Source organism: Acinetobacter tandoii DSM 14970 = CIP 107469 (assembly GCF_000400735.1).
GTDB classification, from domain to species: domain Bacteria; phylum Pseudomonadota; class Gammaproteobacteria; order Pseudomonadales; family Moraxellaceae; genus Acinetobacter; species Acinetobacter tandoii.
On record NZ_KE007360.1, the window covers coordinates 162,201 to 177,339 of the forward strand.

The 15,139-nt window shown below is 43.2% G+C and carries 11 protein-coding genes; 6 read left to right on the plus strand and 5 right to left on the minus strand.

The genetic code is table 11. The features are described 5' to 3' along the window. Nucleotides 1-59: 59 nt before the first annotated feature. Nucleotides 60-542 carry a 23S rRNA (pseudouridine(1915)-N(3))-methyltransferase RlmH gene (rlmH, locus tag I593_RS01710; protein WP_026441300.1) on the minus strand — a complete coding sequence of 161 codons (483 nt, stop codon included), beginning with the start codon at nucleotides 540-542 and terminating at the stop codon, nucleotides 60-62. A 153-nt stretch (nucleotides 543-695) separates the two neighbouring features. Here rlmH and I593_RS01715 point away from each other — a divergent pair, with 153 nt between their 5' ends. After that, nucleotides 696-1,634 (plus strand): M20/M25/M40 family metallo-hydrolase, encoded by a 939-nt coding sequence (locus tag I593_RS01715; protein WP_026441299.1) that lies wholly within the window; start codon nucleotides 696-698, stop codon nucleotides 1,632-1,634. A gap of 282 nt (nucleotides 1,635-1,916) precedes the next feature. On the opposite strand, the gene I593_RS01720 is transcribed toward I593_RS01715, so the two are convergent. From I593_RS01720 to I593_RS01735, 4 genes are all read right to left on the minus strand, one after another. Continuing rightward, entirely contained in the window at nucleotides 1,917-2,297 is a 381-nt protein-coding gene (locus tag I593_RS01720; RefSeq protein WP_016165863.1) for a VOC family protein, read from the minus strand. Between the two features lie 131 nt (nucleotides 2,298-2,428). Beyond that, nucleotides 2,429-4,858, minus strand: a complete 2,430-nt coding sequence (gene lon, locus I593_RS01725) for an endopeptidase La (RefSeq protein WP_016165864.1) — start codon at nucleotides 4,856-4,858, stop codon at nucleotides 2,429-2,431. 148 nt (nucleotides 4,859-5,006) lie between these two features. Beyond that, complete coding sequence (locus I593_RS01730; protein ID WP_016165865.1) at nucleotides 5,007-5,597, minus strand: 5-formyltetrahydrofolate cyclo-ligase; 591 nt, start codon at nucleotides 5,595-5,597, stop codon at nucleotides 5,007-5,009. A gap of 71 nt (nucleotides 5,598-5,668) precedes the next feature. Next, nucleotides 5,669-6,064 carry a MerR family transcriptional regulator gene (locus I593_RS01735; protein WP_016165866.1) on the minus strand — a complete coding sequence of 132 codons (396 nt, stop codon included), beginning with the start codon at nucleotides 6,062-6,064 and terminating at the stop codon, nucleotides 5,669-5,671. 81 nt (nucleotides 6,065-6,145) lie between these two features. Between I593_RS01735 and I593_RS01740 the strand changes: the two genes are divergently transcribed. The 5 genes from I593_RS01740 (at nucleotide 6,146) to acnD (ending at nucleotide 15,021) form a co-directional block, all read left to right on the plus strand. Beyond that, nucleotides 6,146-9,121, plus strand: a complete 2,976-nt coding sequence (locus I593_RS01740) for a heavy metal translocating P-type ATPase (RefSeq protein ID WP_016165867.1) — start codon at nucleotides 6,146-6,148, stop codon at nucleotides 9,119-9,121. Nucleotides 9,122-9,551: 430 nt separating this feature from the next. Further along, nucleotides 9,552-10,235 carry a GntR family transcriptional regulator gene (locus tag I593_RS01745; RefSeq protein WP_016165868.1) on the plus strand — a complete coding sequence of 228 codons (684 nt, stop codon included), beginning with the start codon at nucleotides 9,552-9,554 and terminating at the stop codon, nucleotides 10,233-10,235. Nucleotides 10,236-10,258: 23 nt separating this feature from the next. Continuing rightward, a complete protein-coding gene (prpB, locus tag I593_RS01750; RefSeq protein ID WP_016165869.1) occupies nucleotides 10,259-11,143 on the plus strand; it encodes a methylisocitrate lyase in 885 nt (294 codons plus the stop codon). A 96-nt stretch (nucleotides 11,144-11,239) separates the two neighbouring features. After that, entirely contained in the window at nucleotides 11,240-12,391 is a 1,152-nt protein-coding gene (gene prpC, locus I593_RS01755) for a bifunctional 2-methylcitrate synthase/citrate synthase (protein ID WP_016165870.1), read from the plus strand. Further along, nucleotides 12,391-15,021 (plus strand): Fe/S-dependent 2-methylisocitrate dehydratase AcnD, encoded by a 2,631-nt coding sequence (gene acnD, locus I593_RS01760; RefSeq protein WP_016165871.1) that lies wholly within the window; start codon nucleotides 12,391-12,393, stop codon nucleotides 15,019-15,021. The genes prpC and acnD overlap by 1 nt, the downstream gene beginning before the upstream one ends. Nucleotides 15,022-15,139: the final 118 nt, after the last annotated feature.

Below are 15,139 nucleotides of genomic sequence, written 5' to 3' on the forward strand. Positions count from 1 at the left end.
TTGAATAAAGCATTTCTATTCAACGTATTGTTGCAATTATAGAATGATAGGAGATGGCTTTAACCCGCCCGATGATAGGGATGATTGTGATTAATGCTCATGGCTCGATATAACTGTTCAATCAGCATGACACGCACCAATGGGTGTGGCAAGGTCAGTTTTGATAATGACCAATGCCATGCGGCTGCTTTACGGACCGCTTCTGAATGACCATCTGGTCCACCAATCGCCAAGGCGACATCATTGCCTTCTAGCATCCAAGACTTCATGGTATCAGCCAGTTTTTCAGTGCTGAATTCACGACCACCCACTTCAAGCGCGATGAGCGTCTCATTCTGTTTGAGCGCATTTAAAATGCTATCACCTTCAATTTGTCGATATTTTAAAATGTCGGCTTCAGAATCATTTTTTCCACGCTTTGCCATGGGCAACTCAATAATTTGCGTTTGTACAAAAGGTTGAATTCGTTTGAAATAATCTTCAAAACCCGTCAGAACCCAAGCTGGCATTTTTTGACCGATGGTCAGAATTCGTATTTTCATATCTGGCATCACATGCTAATTCAGCAGAATTATAGCGTTGAATGAATACAATCCAATCTCGATATACATTTTGCAATTGAAAATAATTACTGGCTGTTGCATTAATGCTCTTTAAGAACGAAAAAAATTGTGATGACGGTGGAATAATAATAAATGAAAAGGAATAAATTTTTGAAAGTAGCTTGGGTTGGTTTACTGATGACGGCTATTTCGGTGGTTACGCAGAGTCAGGCCAATTCTGCGACCAGCCAACAAGCTGACGTCCAGAATGTCCAACTTTACTTACAACAAATTATTGGTACAGGTTCATTTCGGAATCATCAAAATATTGCCGAATTAAATCGAGTTTCAGCTTGGATCAAAGAGCAAATGCGTTTATTTGGTATTCCTTGTCAATTTCAGAATTATATTGTGAATCGGCAGAATTATCGCAACGTGGTCTGTTCATTAAATGTGGGAGGAGCCGAAAAAGTCATCGTTGGCGCACATTATGATGTGTTTGGTCAAGTACAGGGAGCAGATGATAATGCCTCTGGAGTCGCGGGAGTGATTGAAGCGGCTCGTATTTTGTCACAAGAAAAAAGCCATCTAAGCCATAATGTGGAATTTGCTTTTTATACGCTTGAAGAACCGCCATATACCAATACAGAATATATGGGCAGTTATGTACATGCCAAGTCAGTACAAGCACAACGCGATAAGATCCAAGGGGTTTATATTCTGGAAATGATTGGCTACTACGATACAGCACTGGTTCAAGAATATCCTGTTGGCTTGAAGTGGATTTATCCAAGTCACGGCAATTTTATTGCGGCGGTGAGTGATATCGATTCGCGTGGATTAGGTGAGAATTTTTGTGCTGCCATGCAGCAGTTGGAATGCCAGCGTTTAGTCGCACCGTCTTTTACCCCAGGATTGAATTTTTCAAGTCATAGCAACTATTGGAATTATGATATTCCTGCGATTATGCTGACCGATACCGCTTTTTATCGGAATAAGAATTATCATACGGCTGCCGACACATTAAAGACCCTAAATCTTGAAAAGATGACTCAGGTGATCGATGGGTTGGTGCAAACGATATTGAAGTAAATAATGTAGGATGAAAAGGGCATCATCATTTTTATGTAGAAAAATTAAAGAATACCAATAAAAAACGCAGTCCTTGAATAGTGTAAGGACTGCGATCAAGAGATTATCTGCCTGGAGAAACAGATAACCTTTAAGAATAAGAAACATACAGCACATATGTATTCTTATTATTTAATATTGGGTGTTCTTTGGATTTTTTCAAGTCTGATTTGTGAAGGGAAACCTGCTTAATATTCAAAGTTAGAACATACGATAACCTTAAATTATTTACGATACGCTGGTTTACTTCATAGAATGTAAACCAATCATATTTCCTTCTGTATCAAAAGCTAAAACAATAAATCCGTACTCACCAATTGAAGTTTTTGATTCATGAATGTTGCCGCCCGCTTCACCAATTCGGGCTGCTTCATCTGCACAGTCTTCACATGAAAAATAGATTAATGTGCTGTTTCCACCTGCGGCGACTCCTGTCATTTGAACTAAAGCACCAGAAGCACCATAAACTTGCATATCCGATGGGAACGCCCACATTTGAAGCGAGTTACCCTCAGAAGGAGGAGTCAATTCAGAGAGTTGAATATTAAATACTGCTTCATAAAATTGTTTGGCTCGGGTTATGTCATTGACATATATTTCAAACCATCCGACAGGGTTTTTCATTTTAATGGTCCTGTGTCATCCTTTGGATGCAATTTATTTTAGGGGATAAAAGCTCGAAGATGTGTGGTGTTATTTACAGTAATTTGTAATAAAAAAAGAGAGCCGTAGCTCTCTTTTTTTTCTTGCTAAAATTAGTGACGTGCGGCTTTTTTACCATCATCGACTGGTTTTACAATTGGTGCTTTGACCAAAGGTTCAGGCTTAGACGTTAAGGCAAGAGGTAAAATCTCATCAATCGATTTTACTGCTTTAATTTCAAGCCCTTCTTTCACATTTTCAGGAATCTCTGCAAGATCACGGACGTTATCTTGAGGAATGAAGACTAATTTAATGCCACCACGGTGTGCAGCAAGCAATTTTTCTTTCAAACCACCAATACGCATTGCACGACCACCAAGACTCGTTTCACCTGTCATGGCAATGTCAGGGCGAATTGGGATACCTGTAAAGGCAGAAACCAATGCTGTAGTCAGTGCTAAACCAGCAGATGGACCATCTTTTGGTGTTGCACCTTCTGGTAAGTGGACGTGAACATCGGTCTCTTCAAAGCGAGTTGACTCGATGCCCAACTCATCTGCACGTGTACGTACCACGGTCATGGCTGCGGTAATCGATTCTTTCATCACATCACCGAGTGAACCCGTGGTGATAAATTTCCCTTTACCTTTGACCGCTGCAACTTCAATGGTCAATAACTCACCACCGACAGACGTCCACGCTAAACCGTTGACGCGACCCACTTGCGCTTCATCTTCTGCCATACCAAAGTCAAATTTGTGCGGACCTAAGTAGTCTGGAAGATTAGCCGAAGTCACATCAACTTGTAGGTTTTTCGCCTTTTTGCTGACGGCTTCTTTTACCACTTTACGTGCAATTTTAGAGACTTCGCGTTCTAAGTTACGCACACCTGCTTCACGTGTATAACGTTGAACAATGTCACGAATCGCTTCTTCATGAACAGTCAATTCTTTAGCACGTAAACCGTTGTTCTTAATGGCTTTCGGAACAAGGTAACGCTCAGCAATATTGACTTTTTCGTCTTCGGTATAACCCGGTAGGCGAATCACTTCCATACGATCCAACAATGCTTCAGGAATATTCATGCTGTTAGCAGTACAGATGAACATTACTTCAGACAGGTCAAGATCAAGATCTAAATAGTGATCGTTAAACTTGTTGTTCTGTGATGGATCGAGTACTTCAAGTAATGCAGAAGCAGGGTCGCCACGGTAGTCTTGCGCCATCTTGTCGATTTCATCGAGCAAGAACAATGGGTTCTTCACGCCAACTTTCGTTAACGATTGCACAATTTTACCTGGCATCGCACCGATATAGGTACGACGGTGACCGCGGATTTCCGCTTCGTCACGTACACCGCCCAGCGCCATACGGACAAATTCACGGCCAGTCGCTTTCGCAACAGATTCGCCCAGTGAGGTTTTACCTACACCCGGAGGGCCAACTAAACAAAGGATTGGGCCTTTGAGTTTTTTCACGCGTGACTGTACTGCAAGATATTCCACAATACGATCTTTCACGTCATCTAGGCCGTAATGATCTGCATCGAGAATTTCTTGTGCTTTTGCAAGATTGATACTGACTTTGCTGGCTTTATTCCAAGGTGTATCTAAAATCACCTCTAAATAGTTACGCACTACAGCCGCTTCGCTTGACGCAGGTTGCATGGCTTTCAGCTTACGGAATTCAGCTTCTGCTTTTTTACGTACGTGCTCAGGTAAATCTGCTTCAGCAAGACGTTTCTCAATTTCAGCTACGTCGTCTTCTGCACCGCCATTCATGTCAGAAAGCTCACGCTGAATCACCTTCATCTTTTCATTGAGGAAGTATTCGCGTTGATTTTTCTCCATTTGACGCTTCACTGAGTCATGTAAAGTTTGCTCAATCTGTTGCTCTTCAGACTGTTGCAACAAATAGGTCATCAGTTCTTGTAGATGTGCCTCAAACTCATCGTGTTCAAGGAATTTTTGTTTCACATCAATATTCAGTGGAACACGAGTTGCCACGAAGAATAACAATTGTAGTAAATCGTCAATCTTGTTTGCTGCAGCAACAAGTTCACGCGCATTACGTAATTTTGCTTCAGCATATTGAGCAAATAGAGCACGTAACTCTTGTACACGTGTTTCTTGGGTTGTTTCGTCAATGTGAACTGACATTGGGCTAAGCGCATGTTCCGCAGTTAGATAATCATTTTCATCAATGATTTTTTCTAGCTTTGAACGATGCAAGCCTTCGATTAATACTTTTATACAGTTTTCATCATTTTCATGATTCACAACTTGTACAATCTTCGCGACAGTACCGTATTGATATAAGTTGTCGTGATCAATTTCTTCTGAAAGAGAATCTTTCTGAGCAACTACAAATACTAGATTGTCACTGTTACGAGCCACATCAACTGCATTGATCGATTTTTCACGACCTACAAATAGCGCGATTTGCATGTGTGGATACACCACTACATCACGTAACGCTAAAAGTGGTAATACACTTGGAACCTGAGGCTCTAAGGTTTCTTGATTCATAATAATTTCAGACATGGGCACTCCTAATGAGTGACAACGGTGTTGCCATGTTTTTTATAGTGATGGGTATTTTAAAAAATACAAGGGCAGGTCAAAATAAATTGTATAAAAAATGACTAAACATGTGATTTTTAAGTATTCTCAACAGTCAAAAATGTCAATTTTAGCGCTTGAAGCGTAAATGTTGTTGAGGCGTAAGCAGTCCATCTAAAGGTTGATCCCATTTTTCTCGGATGAGGCGCTGCGGTACTAACTGGAAGTGATGGGCCAAACCGAGGCGAAATGGACGGTGATAAGGTGTAGACGCTAAGGTTTTGTCATAAAACCCGCCCCCCATGCCAATTCGTGTGCCATAAAGGTCACATGCCAATAAAGGCATCAATAGCAGGTCCAAATGTGAAACGTGCTGTCCACGTGTTGCCATGGGCTCTTGCATACCGAACGGATGATGAGAAAAACGCTTATTTTGAAATTGATTACGTGAAATTTTGACCCACACCAAGCGCTGATTCATATTGCAAATCATCGGTAAATACACCGACTTTTTTTGATGAAAACAATATTCAATGATTTTATGAGTTTGAATTTCTCCAAAGGCATGTAGATAAATGCCGACATGCTTGGCTTGTTTAAATTTGGGCACAGATCTTAGGCGCTGTAAAATTTGCTGCTCAGACTGTTGTTGTTGATAAACGGAAACTTGTCTGCGTTGTTTGCGAAGCTGTTTTCTGAGTTGGGCAAGTTCAATCGACATAATGAACGCAGTCCTGAGTATCGAAAAGGTGAGTGGAAAAGTGATCGCCAAATTTAAAAGACGGTAACTGTTTATAGTTCAGTCGTTGAACCTTTTTTCAGTTCTTGCAAAATTGGGCAGCAACTGTCTGTCGTGGTTTTACATTCATCTACCCAAGTTGAAAGACGCTGTTTCAGTGCATTTAATTCTTGAATCCGTTGATCAATTTTTTCCAGTCGTTGTTGAATCACATCACGGACTTTTTCTCGGTCATTCAGTTGTAAATGTAATAGATCTTGAATTTCACTGAGCTGCAAGCCAGCATCTTTACCTTTTTGAATAAAGCTTAAGGTTTCAATGTCTTGTTGGCTGTAATAACGATAGTTTTGTGTGGTTTCAGGAATGCGCATAAGACCAATCCGTTGATAATAACGAATCGTTTCAACATTAACGTGACACTGTTTTGCCAGTTTGCCGATAGTGAGCATAAAATAATCTCCAAAAGGCTTGACTCAGTACCTAGGTACAGACTTTATGCTAACACAATCAAAAAAGAAATGGTGAGTCCGATGAACGAGCAACCCAAAAGCTCTTGCTGTTCCAAAGAAAAAAAATCGCCAACGGTGGTGTCCATTGATCCTGTCTGTGGAATGACGGTTGCAGAGGATTCGCCACATGCCTATGAATATCAATCGGTTCGATATTTATTCTGTAGTGCTGGCTGCTTAGACAAATTTGCAGCCGATCCTGAAGCTTATGTATCTTCAGAAAAAGCGCACAGTTCTTGTTGCAGCAAAGCGAAAATAGAACAAACTCATGTTCCAGCTCAACCTGAAGCTGAAAGCATGGTGGCTTCATCAAAAGGGTGTGGCTGTGCGAGCAAACACCAGCAAAGTGAGGTGTCAAAAGCAGAAAGCTTTATTGACCCTGTGTGTGGTATGACCGTGACAGATTTGACTAAACCGCATAGCGAATGGCAGGGCAAAAACTATTATTTTTGCAGTGAAAAATGTCAGCAAAAATTTATCGCTGCGCCTGAAAGCTATGTTACGACAGTTGAAGAAAAGTCCGCGAAAGTATCAGGATGTTGTGGAACTTCTAAACCAGAAGAGAAGAAAGCCTCAACATGTTGTGGTACAGAATCTAAAACTCCAGAAACAGCACAAGCTGAATCAAAATCAAGTTGTTGTGCAGCAAAGCCTAAACCAGAACCAGCTAAAACAGGTTGCTGTGGTGGCGGGAAACACGCACATGAGCAGCATGTCCAGTCAGGAGCGTCAGCTTTTATTGACCCCGTCTGCGGTATGTCTGTTGACCCAAATACTGAGTTAAAAACGGATTATCAGCAACAGACTTATTATTTCTGTAATCCATCTTGCTTAGACAAATTTAAGGGAGATCCTGAGTTTTATCTAATTCCACCTGATCAGCGTCCTGTACCTGAAGGGGCAGCGGATATGGATTATACCTGTCCGATGGATCCTGAGATTGTGCAAAAAGGGCCAGGCACGTGCCCAATTTGTGGTATGGCACTAGAGCCGATGCAACCGACTTTAGATGATGCACCAAACCCTGAATTGGTGGATTTTAGCCATCGTTTTTGGATGACTTTACCACTGACGTTAATCGTGTTTGTACTGGCGATGGGTTCACATATTCATAGTTTTATTTCACCGCATATTCAGCCGTGGATTGAGCTGGTCCTCGCGACCCCTGTGGTGCTGTGGGCAGGTAAGCCGTTTATTGAACGTTGCTGGACCTCGTATAAAACCCGTAACCTCAATATGTGGAGCCTGATTGGGGTTGGGGTATTAGCCGCCTATATTTATAGTGTCGTGGCGACCATCTTTCCAAGCCTGATTCCGATGGCAGCCAAAACAGGACATGGTGTCGCGGTGTATTATGAAGCGGCGTGTATGATTGTATCTCTGAGTTTGCTTGGTCAAATCATGGAGCTAAAAGCCCGTGCCAAAACAGCCGATTCATTGAAAGCCTTGCTTAAACTCCAAGTCAACACCGCCAAGTTGGTTCAAAACGATCAAGTGATTGAAGTGGATATTGGCATGGTCAAACAAGGCGATATTTTACAGATTTCCTCAGGTGATCAGATTCCACTGGATGGCGTGGTGGTAGAAGGCAAAACCTATGTCGATGAAGCCATGATGACAGGTGAACCTGTACCTGTGAAAAAGCAAGTACATGACACAGTCATTGGCGGCACAGTGAATCAGCAGGGTAGCATTCGTATACAAACCACGGCTGTAGGTGCGAATACAACATTATCGAAAATGATTCAGACAGTTGCAGAAGCGCAGCGTTCTAAAGCACCGCTACAACGTTTAGCCGATGTGTTTGCTAAATATTTTGTGATTGTGGTGTTGTTCATTAGTGCTTTGACCTTCGTGGCATGGATGGTGTTTGGTGGTGCGCAATTTGACTTGGCATTGATGTGTGCTGTAGCGGTACTGATTATTGCCTGTCCATGTGCGCTTGGTTTAGCAACGCCAATGTCCGTGATGGCCACTACAGGTCGTGCAGCACAGAAAGGTGTTCTGTTTAAAGATGCAGAAGCGATTGAAGCCTTAAGTAAAGTCAATACGCTGATTGTCGACAAAACAGGAACCCTGACTGAAGGTAAGCCGAGTCTGAAAGAAATTCGATTACTCAGTTCCAATGTGGAACAGGTGCAAGTGGAACAATGGATTGCTTCGATTGAACAATATTCAAGTCATCCAATTGCACAAACCCTGACGCAGATTGTGCCTGCCCAGCAACTGCTGAAAGTGGAAGACTTTGAAGATGTCACAGGCTTTGGGGTTAAAGGTCAGATTGGTGAACAAACACTGTATATCGGCAGTCAAAAGTTGCTGGAACAACTCGGTATTGGTTTAGACCCTGCTATACAAAGTCAGTTGGATCAACAGCGTGCAGCAGGTAACGTGATTAGTTTCTTGAGCAATAGCCAAGCAGTGCTGGCGTATATTTCGATTCACGATGCGATTAAAACCAATGCACAAGAGGTCATTCAGCAATTGATGACTGATGGCATTGAAGTGGTGATGGCAACAGGTGACCATGAACAAAATGCGCAGTTGGTGGCACAAGAACTGGGGATTCAGCATGTGCATGGCAACTGCACGCCAACTGAAAAACTGGAAATTGTGAAGCAGTATCAGGCACAGGGCAAAATTGTCGCCATGGCGGGTGATGGCATTAACGATGCACCAGCACTGGCTCAAGCCAATGTCGGGATTGCCATGGGCAATGGTACTGATATTGCCAAACAGACGGCGCAAGTGACCTTGGTCAAAGGGGATATTCGTGGCGCAGCCGATGCGGTGCATATGGCGAAACTCGGTGTACGCAACATGAAACAAAACCTTGCCTTTTCTTTTGTGTATAACGGTTTGGGTGTACCCGTGGCAGCAGGGATTTTCTATCCATTGACTGGCTTGTTGTTGACCCCGATGTTAGCCGCTGTGGCGATGTCACTCAGCTCACTGTCGGTGGTGCTAAATGCCTTGCGCTTACAAAAGGCGAAGTAAGTCACATAGCATATAAATGGTAACAAAAGCCTCAAGCATTTCCTTGAGGCTTTTTTTTGATTACGGCATAACAGATAGAGCAAAACAAAAACTGAAGTGTCGACAATAAAACTCAAGGGTCATTCGGGACGACTGCGTGATTTGACTGAAACCTAGTGTAGTTAGAGCAGGTCATGACATTGTTATAAAAATTGCAGTTCTATCAAGGAACAAGTATGGAAATAAGATTTAAAATATTGAATTAAAATAATTTATTTAGGTGTGGTGATGCAACATCTCTAGAACGGAAGCCAGCCATGATTCTACTCAGTCTTTGTCAAGTCATCTTTAAGAAGGTTTGCAACTCTAATACCAAAGTTGTTGACAATCTTGTTGCATTTTAATTTATTTGTGCTTATTTTAGCTAATAATTGAACTGATTGTTGACAATATGCTAACCGAAGAGCTGTCTACGCAGACAAAACAAGCCGCTACTGCGACTTTAACAGACCAAATTTTCAGAAAGATCCAAACTGCAATTGTCAGTGGTGAAATTGCAGCGGGTAGCAAGATTTCTGAACCTGAGCTGGCTCGTGTATATGGCATCAGTCGAGGTCCTTTACGTGAAGCCATTCACCGCCTAGAAGGGCAAAAATTGGTGGAACGAACTGCGCATGTGGGTGCACGTGTGGTGTCCTTGTCGCATCAGCAATTGTTCGAGCTGTATCAAATTCGTGAAAACTTGGAAGGACTGGCTTGTCGTTTGGCGGCACAAAGCATCGACAAGCAACAGATTCTAAACTTGCGTGAAGTGCTGCATATGCATGCACAGGACCCAGATTTTAAAGAAGGTAAAGGATATTACTTACAAGAAGGTCAGGATGATTTTCATTACTGCATCATCAAAAACTGTGGCAATAAAACCCTAGAAAAGATGCTGTGTGATGAGTTGTATCACTTGATTCGGATGTACCGAATTCAGTATTCCAAAACCCCAAATCGTCCGCATCGAGCCTTGTCGGAACATATTCGTATTTTAGATGCTATTGCCGAAGGTGATGCAGAACTCGCGGAATTACTGATGCGACGCCACATTGCTGCGTCTTATCAGAACATTGAACAAAACCTAATTTAATGATGAAGAGAGAGGGAGGACGTATGTCAACGTTATCAGCAGGGCAGAAATTCCGTGATGCGGTTGCAAGTGAACATCCACTACAAGTGGTCGGAACCATCAATGCCAATCATGCTTTATTGGCAAAGCGTGCAGGTTACAAAGCCATTTATTTATCTGGCGGTGGTGTAGCAGCAGGTTCTTTGGGGTTGCCTGACTTAGGCATTAGCAACCTCGATGATGTACTGACAGATGTACGCCGTATTACCGATGTATGTGACTTGCCTTTATTGGTCGATGCCGACACAGGTTTTGGTGCTTCAGCATTTAACATTGCCCGTACCACCAAAGCACTCATCAAGTTTGGTGCAGCGGCTATGCATATTGAAGACCAAGTTGGCGCGAAACGTTGTGGTCACCGTCCAAACAAAGCCATTGTTTCACAACAAGAAATGGTAGACCGTATTAAAGCAGCTGTTGATGCGCGTGGTGATGACAAGTTCGTGATTATGGCGCGTACGGATGCTTTGGCGGTAGAAGGTTTGCAAGCTGCAATTGACCGTGCAGGTGCTTATATTGAAGCAGGCGCGGACATGTTGTTCCCAGAAGCGATTACTGAATTGGCGATGTATAAACAATTTGCGGCTGCAACGAATGTTCCAATTTTGGCAAACATTACTGAATTTGGTTCTACGCCATTATTTACCACAGAGGAATTGGCTTCTGCGGATGTCAGCATTGCGCTTTATCCTCTTTCAGCTTTCCGTGCGATGAACAAAGCAGCGGAAAATGTCTACACTACTTTACGTAAAGAAGGTACACAAAAGAACGTGGTCGATACCATGCAAACCCGTCAAGAATTGTATGACCGCATTAATTACCATGCGTTTGAACAATACCTTGATGCCTCTTTTGTCAAAAATAAATAACAGTTTAACCATAAAATCTTTGCGTCAGTGTAGGAAATAAAACTGACGCAAAGCATAAAAATGAATTGATCCACCCAATGGAAGAAGGAAGATCTCATGAATGCAACAACAAACGGATTCAAGCCAAAAAAATCAGTCGCACTCAGCGGACAAGTTGCAGGCAACACAGCACTTTGTACCGTAGGACGTAGCGGTAACGACTTGCACTATCGTGGCTATGACATTCTTGACCTTGCGGGTCAAAGCGAATTTGAAGAAGTGGCTTACCTTTTGGTTCATGGCAAATTACCGAATAAAGCGGAACTCAAGGCCTACAAGAATAAACTGAAAGCACTTCGTGGTTTACCTGCATCACTTAAAGCGGCGTTAGAACAACTCCCACCATATGCACACCCAATGGACGTGATGCGTACAGGTGTTTCAGTTCTAGGTTGCTTAACACCAGAACATGAAGACCATAACTATGCGGGTGCACGCGACATCGCAGACAAGTTAATGGCATCTTTCGGTTCAATGTTGCTTTACTGGTATCACTTTAGTCACAACGGCAAACGTATTGAAGTTGAAACCGATGATGACTCAATTGGTGCGCACTTCCTTCATTTGTTACACGGTGAAAAACCATGTGAACAATGGATTCAAGCAATGCACACGTCATTGATTTTGTATGCAGAGCATGAGTTCAATGCATCGACGTTTACTTCACGTGTAATTGCTGGTACAGGTTCAGACATGTACTCAACTATTGCAGGTGCAATTGGTGCATTACGTGGACCTAAACATGGTGGTGCAAACGAAGTTGCATTCGTGATTCAACAGCGCTACGACAATGCAGACGAAGCAGAAGCAGACATTCGTAAGCGTGTAGAAAACAAAGAAGTCGTGATTGGTTTTGGTCACCCTGTTTACACCATCGCTGACCCACGTAACGAAGTAATTAAGCAAGTTGCACTTGAATTGGCGGATGCGCAAGAAAACAAAAAAATGTATTTGATAGCGGAACGTTTAGAAGCCGTGATGAAAGAAGTGAAAAACATGTTCCCGAACCTCGACTGGTTCAGTGCAGTAAGCTATCACTTAATGGGTGTTCCAACTGCAATGTTCACACCATTGTTCGTGATTGCACGTACAGCAGGTTGGTCAGCGCACGTGATTGAACAACGTCAAGACGGCAAAATCATTCGTCCAAGTGCGAACTACACAGGCCCTGAAAACCTCGAATTTAAACCATTGGCGGAGCGTGGTTAATGAACACAAAATACCGTAAACCGCTGCCAAATCAGAGTAGCGATACCCAGCTTGAATATTACGATGTGCGTCAAGCCGTTGAAGATATTCAGCCAGGCGCATACGAAAAACTGCCTTACACCTCAAAAGTACTCGCAGAGCAATTGGTACGCCGTGCCGATGCCGAGAACTTAACTGTTTATTTAACGCAGTTAATTGAACGCCGTCAGGACTTAGACTTTCCTTGGTATCCTGCACGAGTCGTGTGTCACGACATTTTGGGTCAAACAGCATTGGTTGACCTTGCAGGTTTACGTGATGCGATTGCAGACAAAGGTGGCGACCCATCTAAAGTCAACCCAGTTGTGCCAACACAGCTCATTGTCGACCACTCTTTAGCAGTGGAATACGGTGGTGCTGACCCAGACGCTTTTGCAAAAAACCGTGCTGTTGAAGACCGCCGTAACGAAGACCGTTTCCACTTTATTGAGTGGACTAAAACCGCATTTAAAAATGTTGATGTAATCCCTGCGGGGAACGGCATTATGCATCAGATTAACCTAGAGAAAATGTCTCCGGTGATTCAGGCGCGTGATGGTGTAGCATTCCCAGACACATGTGTTGGTACAGACTCACATACACCACATACAGACGCTTTGGGCGTAATTTCTGTGGGTGTTGGTGGCTTAGAAGCTGAAAACGTAATGTTAGGCCGTGCATCTTGGATGCGTCTGCCAGACATTATTGGTGTTGAGTTTGTTGGTCAGCGTCAGGCAGGCATTACAGCAACAGATATCGTACTTGCTTTAACCGAGTTCTTGCGTAAAGAGCGTGTGGTTGGTGCTTACCTTGAGTTCTTTGGTGAAGGTGCTGACAGCATGTCTGTGGGCGACCGTGCAACCATTTCGAACATGACTCCAGAATATGGCGCTACGGCTGCGATGTTCTACATCGACCAAAACACGATTGACTACTTACGCCTAACAGGCCGTGAAGATGCTCAAGTGGCATTGGTTGAACAGTACGCAAAAGAAATCGGTCTTTGGGCATCTGATATGACCAAAGCAGAGTACCCACGTGTACTTCGTTTTGACCTATCAAAAGTGACGCGTAACATCGCTGGTCCATCAAACCCACATGCACGTGTTTCAACTGCGGACCTAAAAGAAAAAGGTATTGCAGGTGTTGTTGAAAACCGTTCTGATGGCTTAATGCCAGATGGTGCAATCATTATTGCTGCAATTACTTCATGTACCAACACCTCTAACCCACGTAACACCGTGGCGGCAGGTTTGTTAGCACGTAAGGCAAATGAACTTGGTTTGGTTCGTAAACCTTGGGTGAAATCATCATTTGCACCGGGTTCAAAAGCGGCTGCACTTTACCTTGAAGAAGCGGGCGTTCTAAAAGACTTAGAGCAACTTGGTTTTGGTATTGTGGCTTACGCTTGTACGACCTGTAACGGTATGTCGGGTGCGTTAGATCCAGTCATTCAACAAGAAATTATTGACCGTGACTTGTACGCAACAGCAGTACTGTCTGGTAACCGTAACTTCGATGGCCGTATCCATCCTTATGCAAAACAAGCGTTCTTGGCATCTCCACCGCTTGTTGTGGCGTATGCAATTGCGGGCACGATTCGTTTTGATATCGAAAAAGATGCTTTAGGTCATGACAAAGAAGGTAACCCGATTTACCTGAAAGACATCTGGCCATCTGATGCTGAAATTGATGCCTTAGTTAAAGAAGCTGTGAAGCCTGAACAGTTCCGTAAAGTCTACATTCCAATGTTTGATTTAGGCGAAGTTGAGCAAGCGAAAAGCCCACTTTACGATTGGCGTCCACAAAGTACTTACATCCGCCGTCCGCCATATTGGGAAGGGGCATTGGCTGCGCCACGTACTTTGGCAAATATGCGTCCACTTGCGATTTTGGGTGACAACATCACCACCGACCACTTGTCGCCTTCAAACGCGATTTTGATGGACTCGGCTGCGGGTGAATATCTTCACAAAATGGGCGTACCTGAAGAAGATTTTAACTCTTATGCAACGCACCGTGGTGACCACTTAACCGCACAACGTGCAACATTTGCGAATCCGAAATTGTTTAACGAAATGGTGCGTCGCTCTGACGGTACTGTGAAACAAGGTTCGAAAGCGCGCGTAGAGCCAGAAGGCGAAGTCATGCGCATGTGGGAAGCGATTGAAACTTACATGAACCGTAAGCAACCGCTCATCATTATCGCAGGTGCAGACTATGGTCAGGGTTCTAGCCGTGACTGGGCAGCAAAAGGTGTACGTCTTGCGGGTGTAGAAGCAATTGTGGCAGAAGGTTTTGAGCGTATTCACCGTACTAACTTGGTGGGTATGGGCGTGTTACCACTTGAGTTTAAAGCAGGTGTAAACCGTAATACCTTAAAGTTAGATGGTACTGAGCTATACAGCGTGATTGGTAACATTGCACCACGTTCGACTTTAACTTTAGTCATTGAACGTGCCACAGCGGATGGTAAGAATGAAGTTGTGGAAGTGCCTGTAACTTGCCGACTAGATACGGAAGAAGAAGTGTCTGTATATGAAGCGGGTGGTGTACTTCAGCGTTTTGCTCAGGACTTTTTGGAAAGCCAAGAAGAGCAATTAAGAGCTTAGTTTAAAAGTATTTGAAATTGTTTGAAAAAAGCCCTACTTTTAGAGTGGGGTTTTTTATGTAAATGAAAATATAGAATAAAAATACTTTTGAATTTGGTATGGAGGTAAAGAAAAAAAT

Coding starts and splice junctions, on each gene's coding strand:
- I593_RS01720 (WP_016165863.1), bottom strand. CDS start 2,297: ATGAAAAACCCTGTCGGATGGTTTGAAATATATGTCAATGACATAACC.
- prpB (WP_016165869.1), top strand. CDS start 10,259: ATGTCAACGTTATCAGCAGGGCAGAAATTCCGTGATGCGGTTGCAAGT.
- acnD (WP_016165871.1), top strand. CDS start 12,391: ATGAACACAAAATACCGTAAACCGCTGCCAAATCAGAGTAGCGATACC.
- I593_RS01745 (WP_016165868.1), top strand. CDS start 9,552: ATGCTAACCGAAGAGCTGTCTACGCAGACAAAACAAGCCGCTACTGCG.
- lon (WP_016165864.1), bottom strand. CDS start 4,858: ATGTCTGAAATTATTATGAATCAAGAAACCTTAGAGCCTCAGGTTCCA.
- I593_RS01740 (WP_016165867.1), top strand. CDS start 6,146: ATGAACGAGCAACCCAAAAGCTCTTGCTGTTCCAAAGAAAAAAAATCG.
- I593_RS01735 (WP_016165866.1), bottom strand. CDS start 6,064: ATGCTCACTATCGGCAAACTGGCAAAACAGTGTCACGTTAATGTTGAA.
- prpC (WP_016165870.1), top strand. CDS start 11,240: ATGAATGCAACAACAAACGGATTCAAGCCAAAAAAATCAGTCGCACTC.
- rlmH (WP_026441300.1), bottom strand. CDS start 542: ATGAAAATACGAATTCTGACCATCGGTCAAAAAATGCCAGCTTGGGTT.
- I593_RS01730 (WP_016165865.1), bottom strand. CDS start 5,597: ATGTCGATTGAACTTGCCCAACTCAGAAAACAGCTTCGCAAACAACGC.
- I593_RS01715 (WP_026441299.1), top strand. CDS start 696: ATGAAAAGGAATAAATTTTTGAAAGTAGCTTGGGTTGGTTTACTGATG.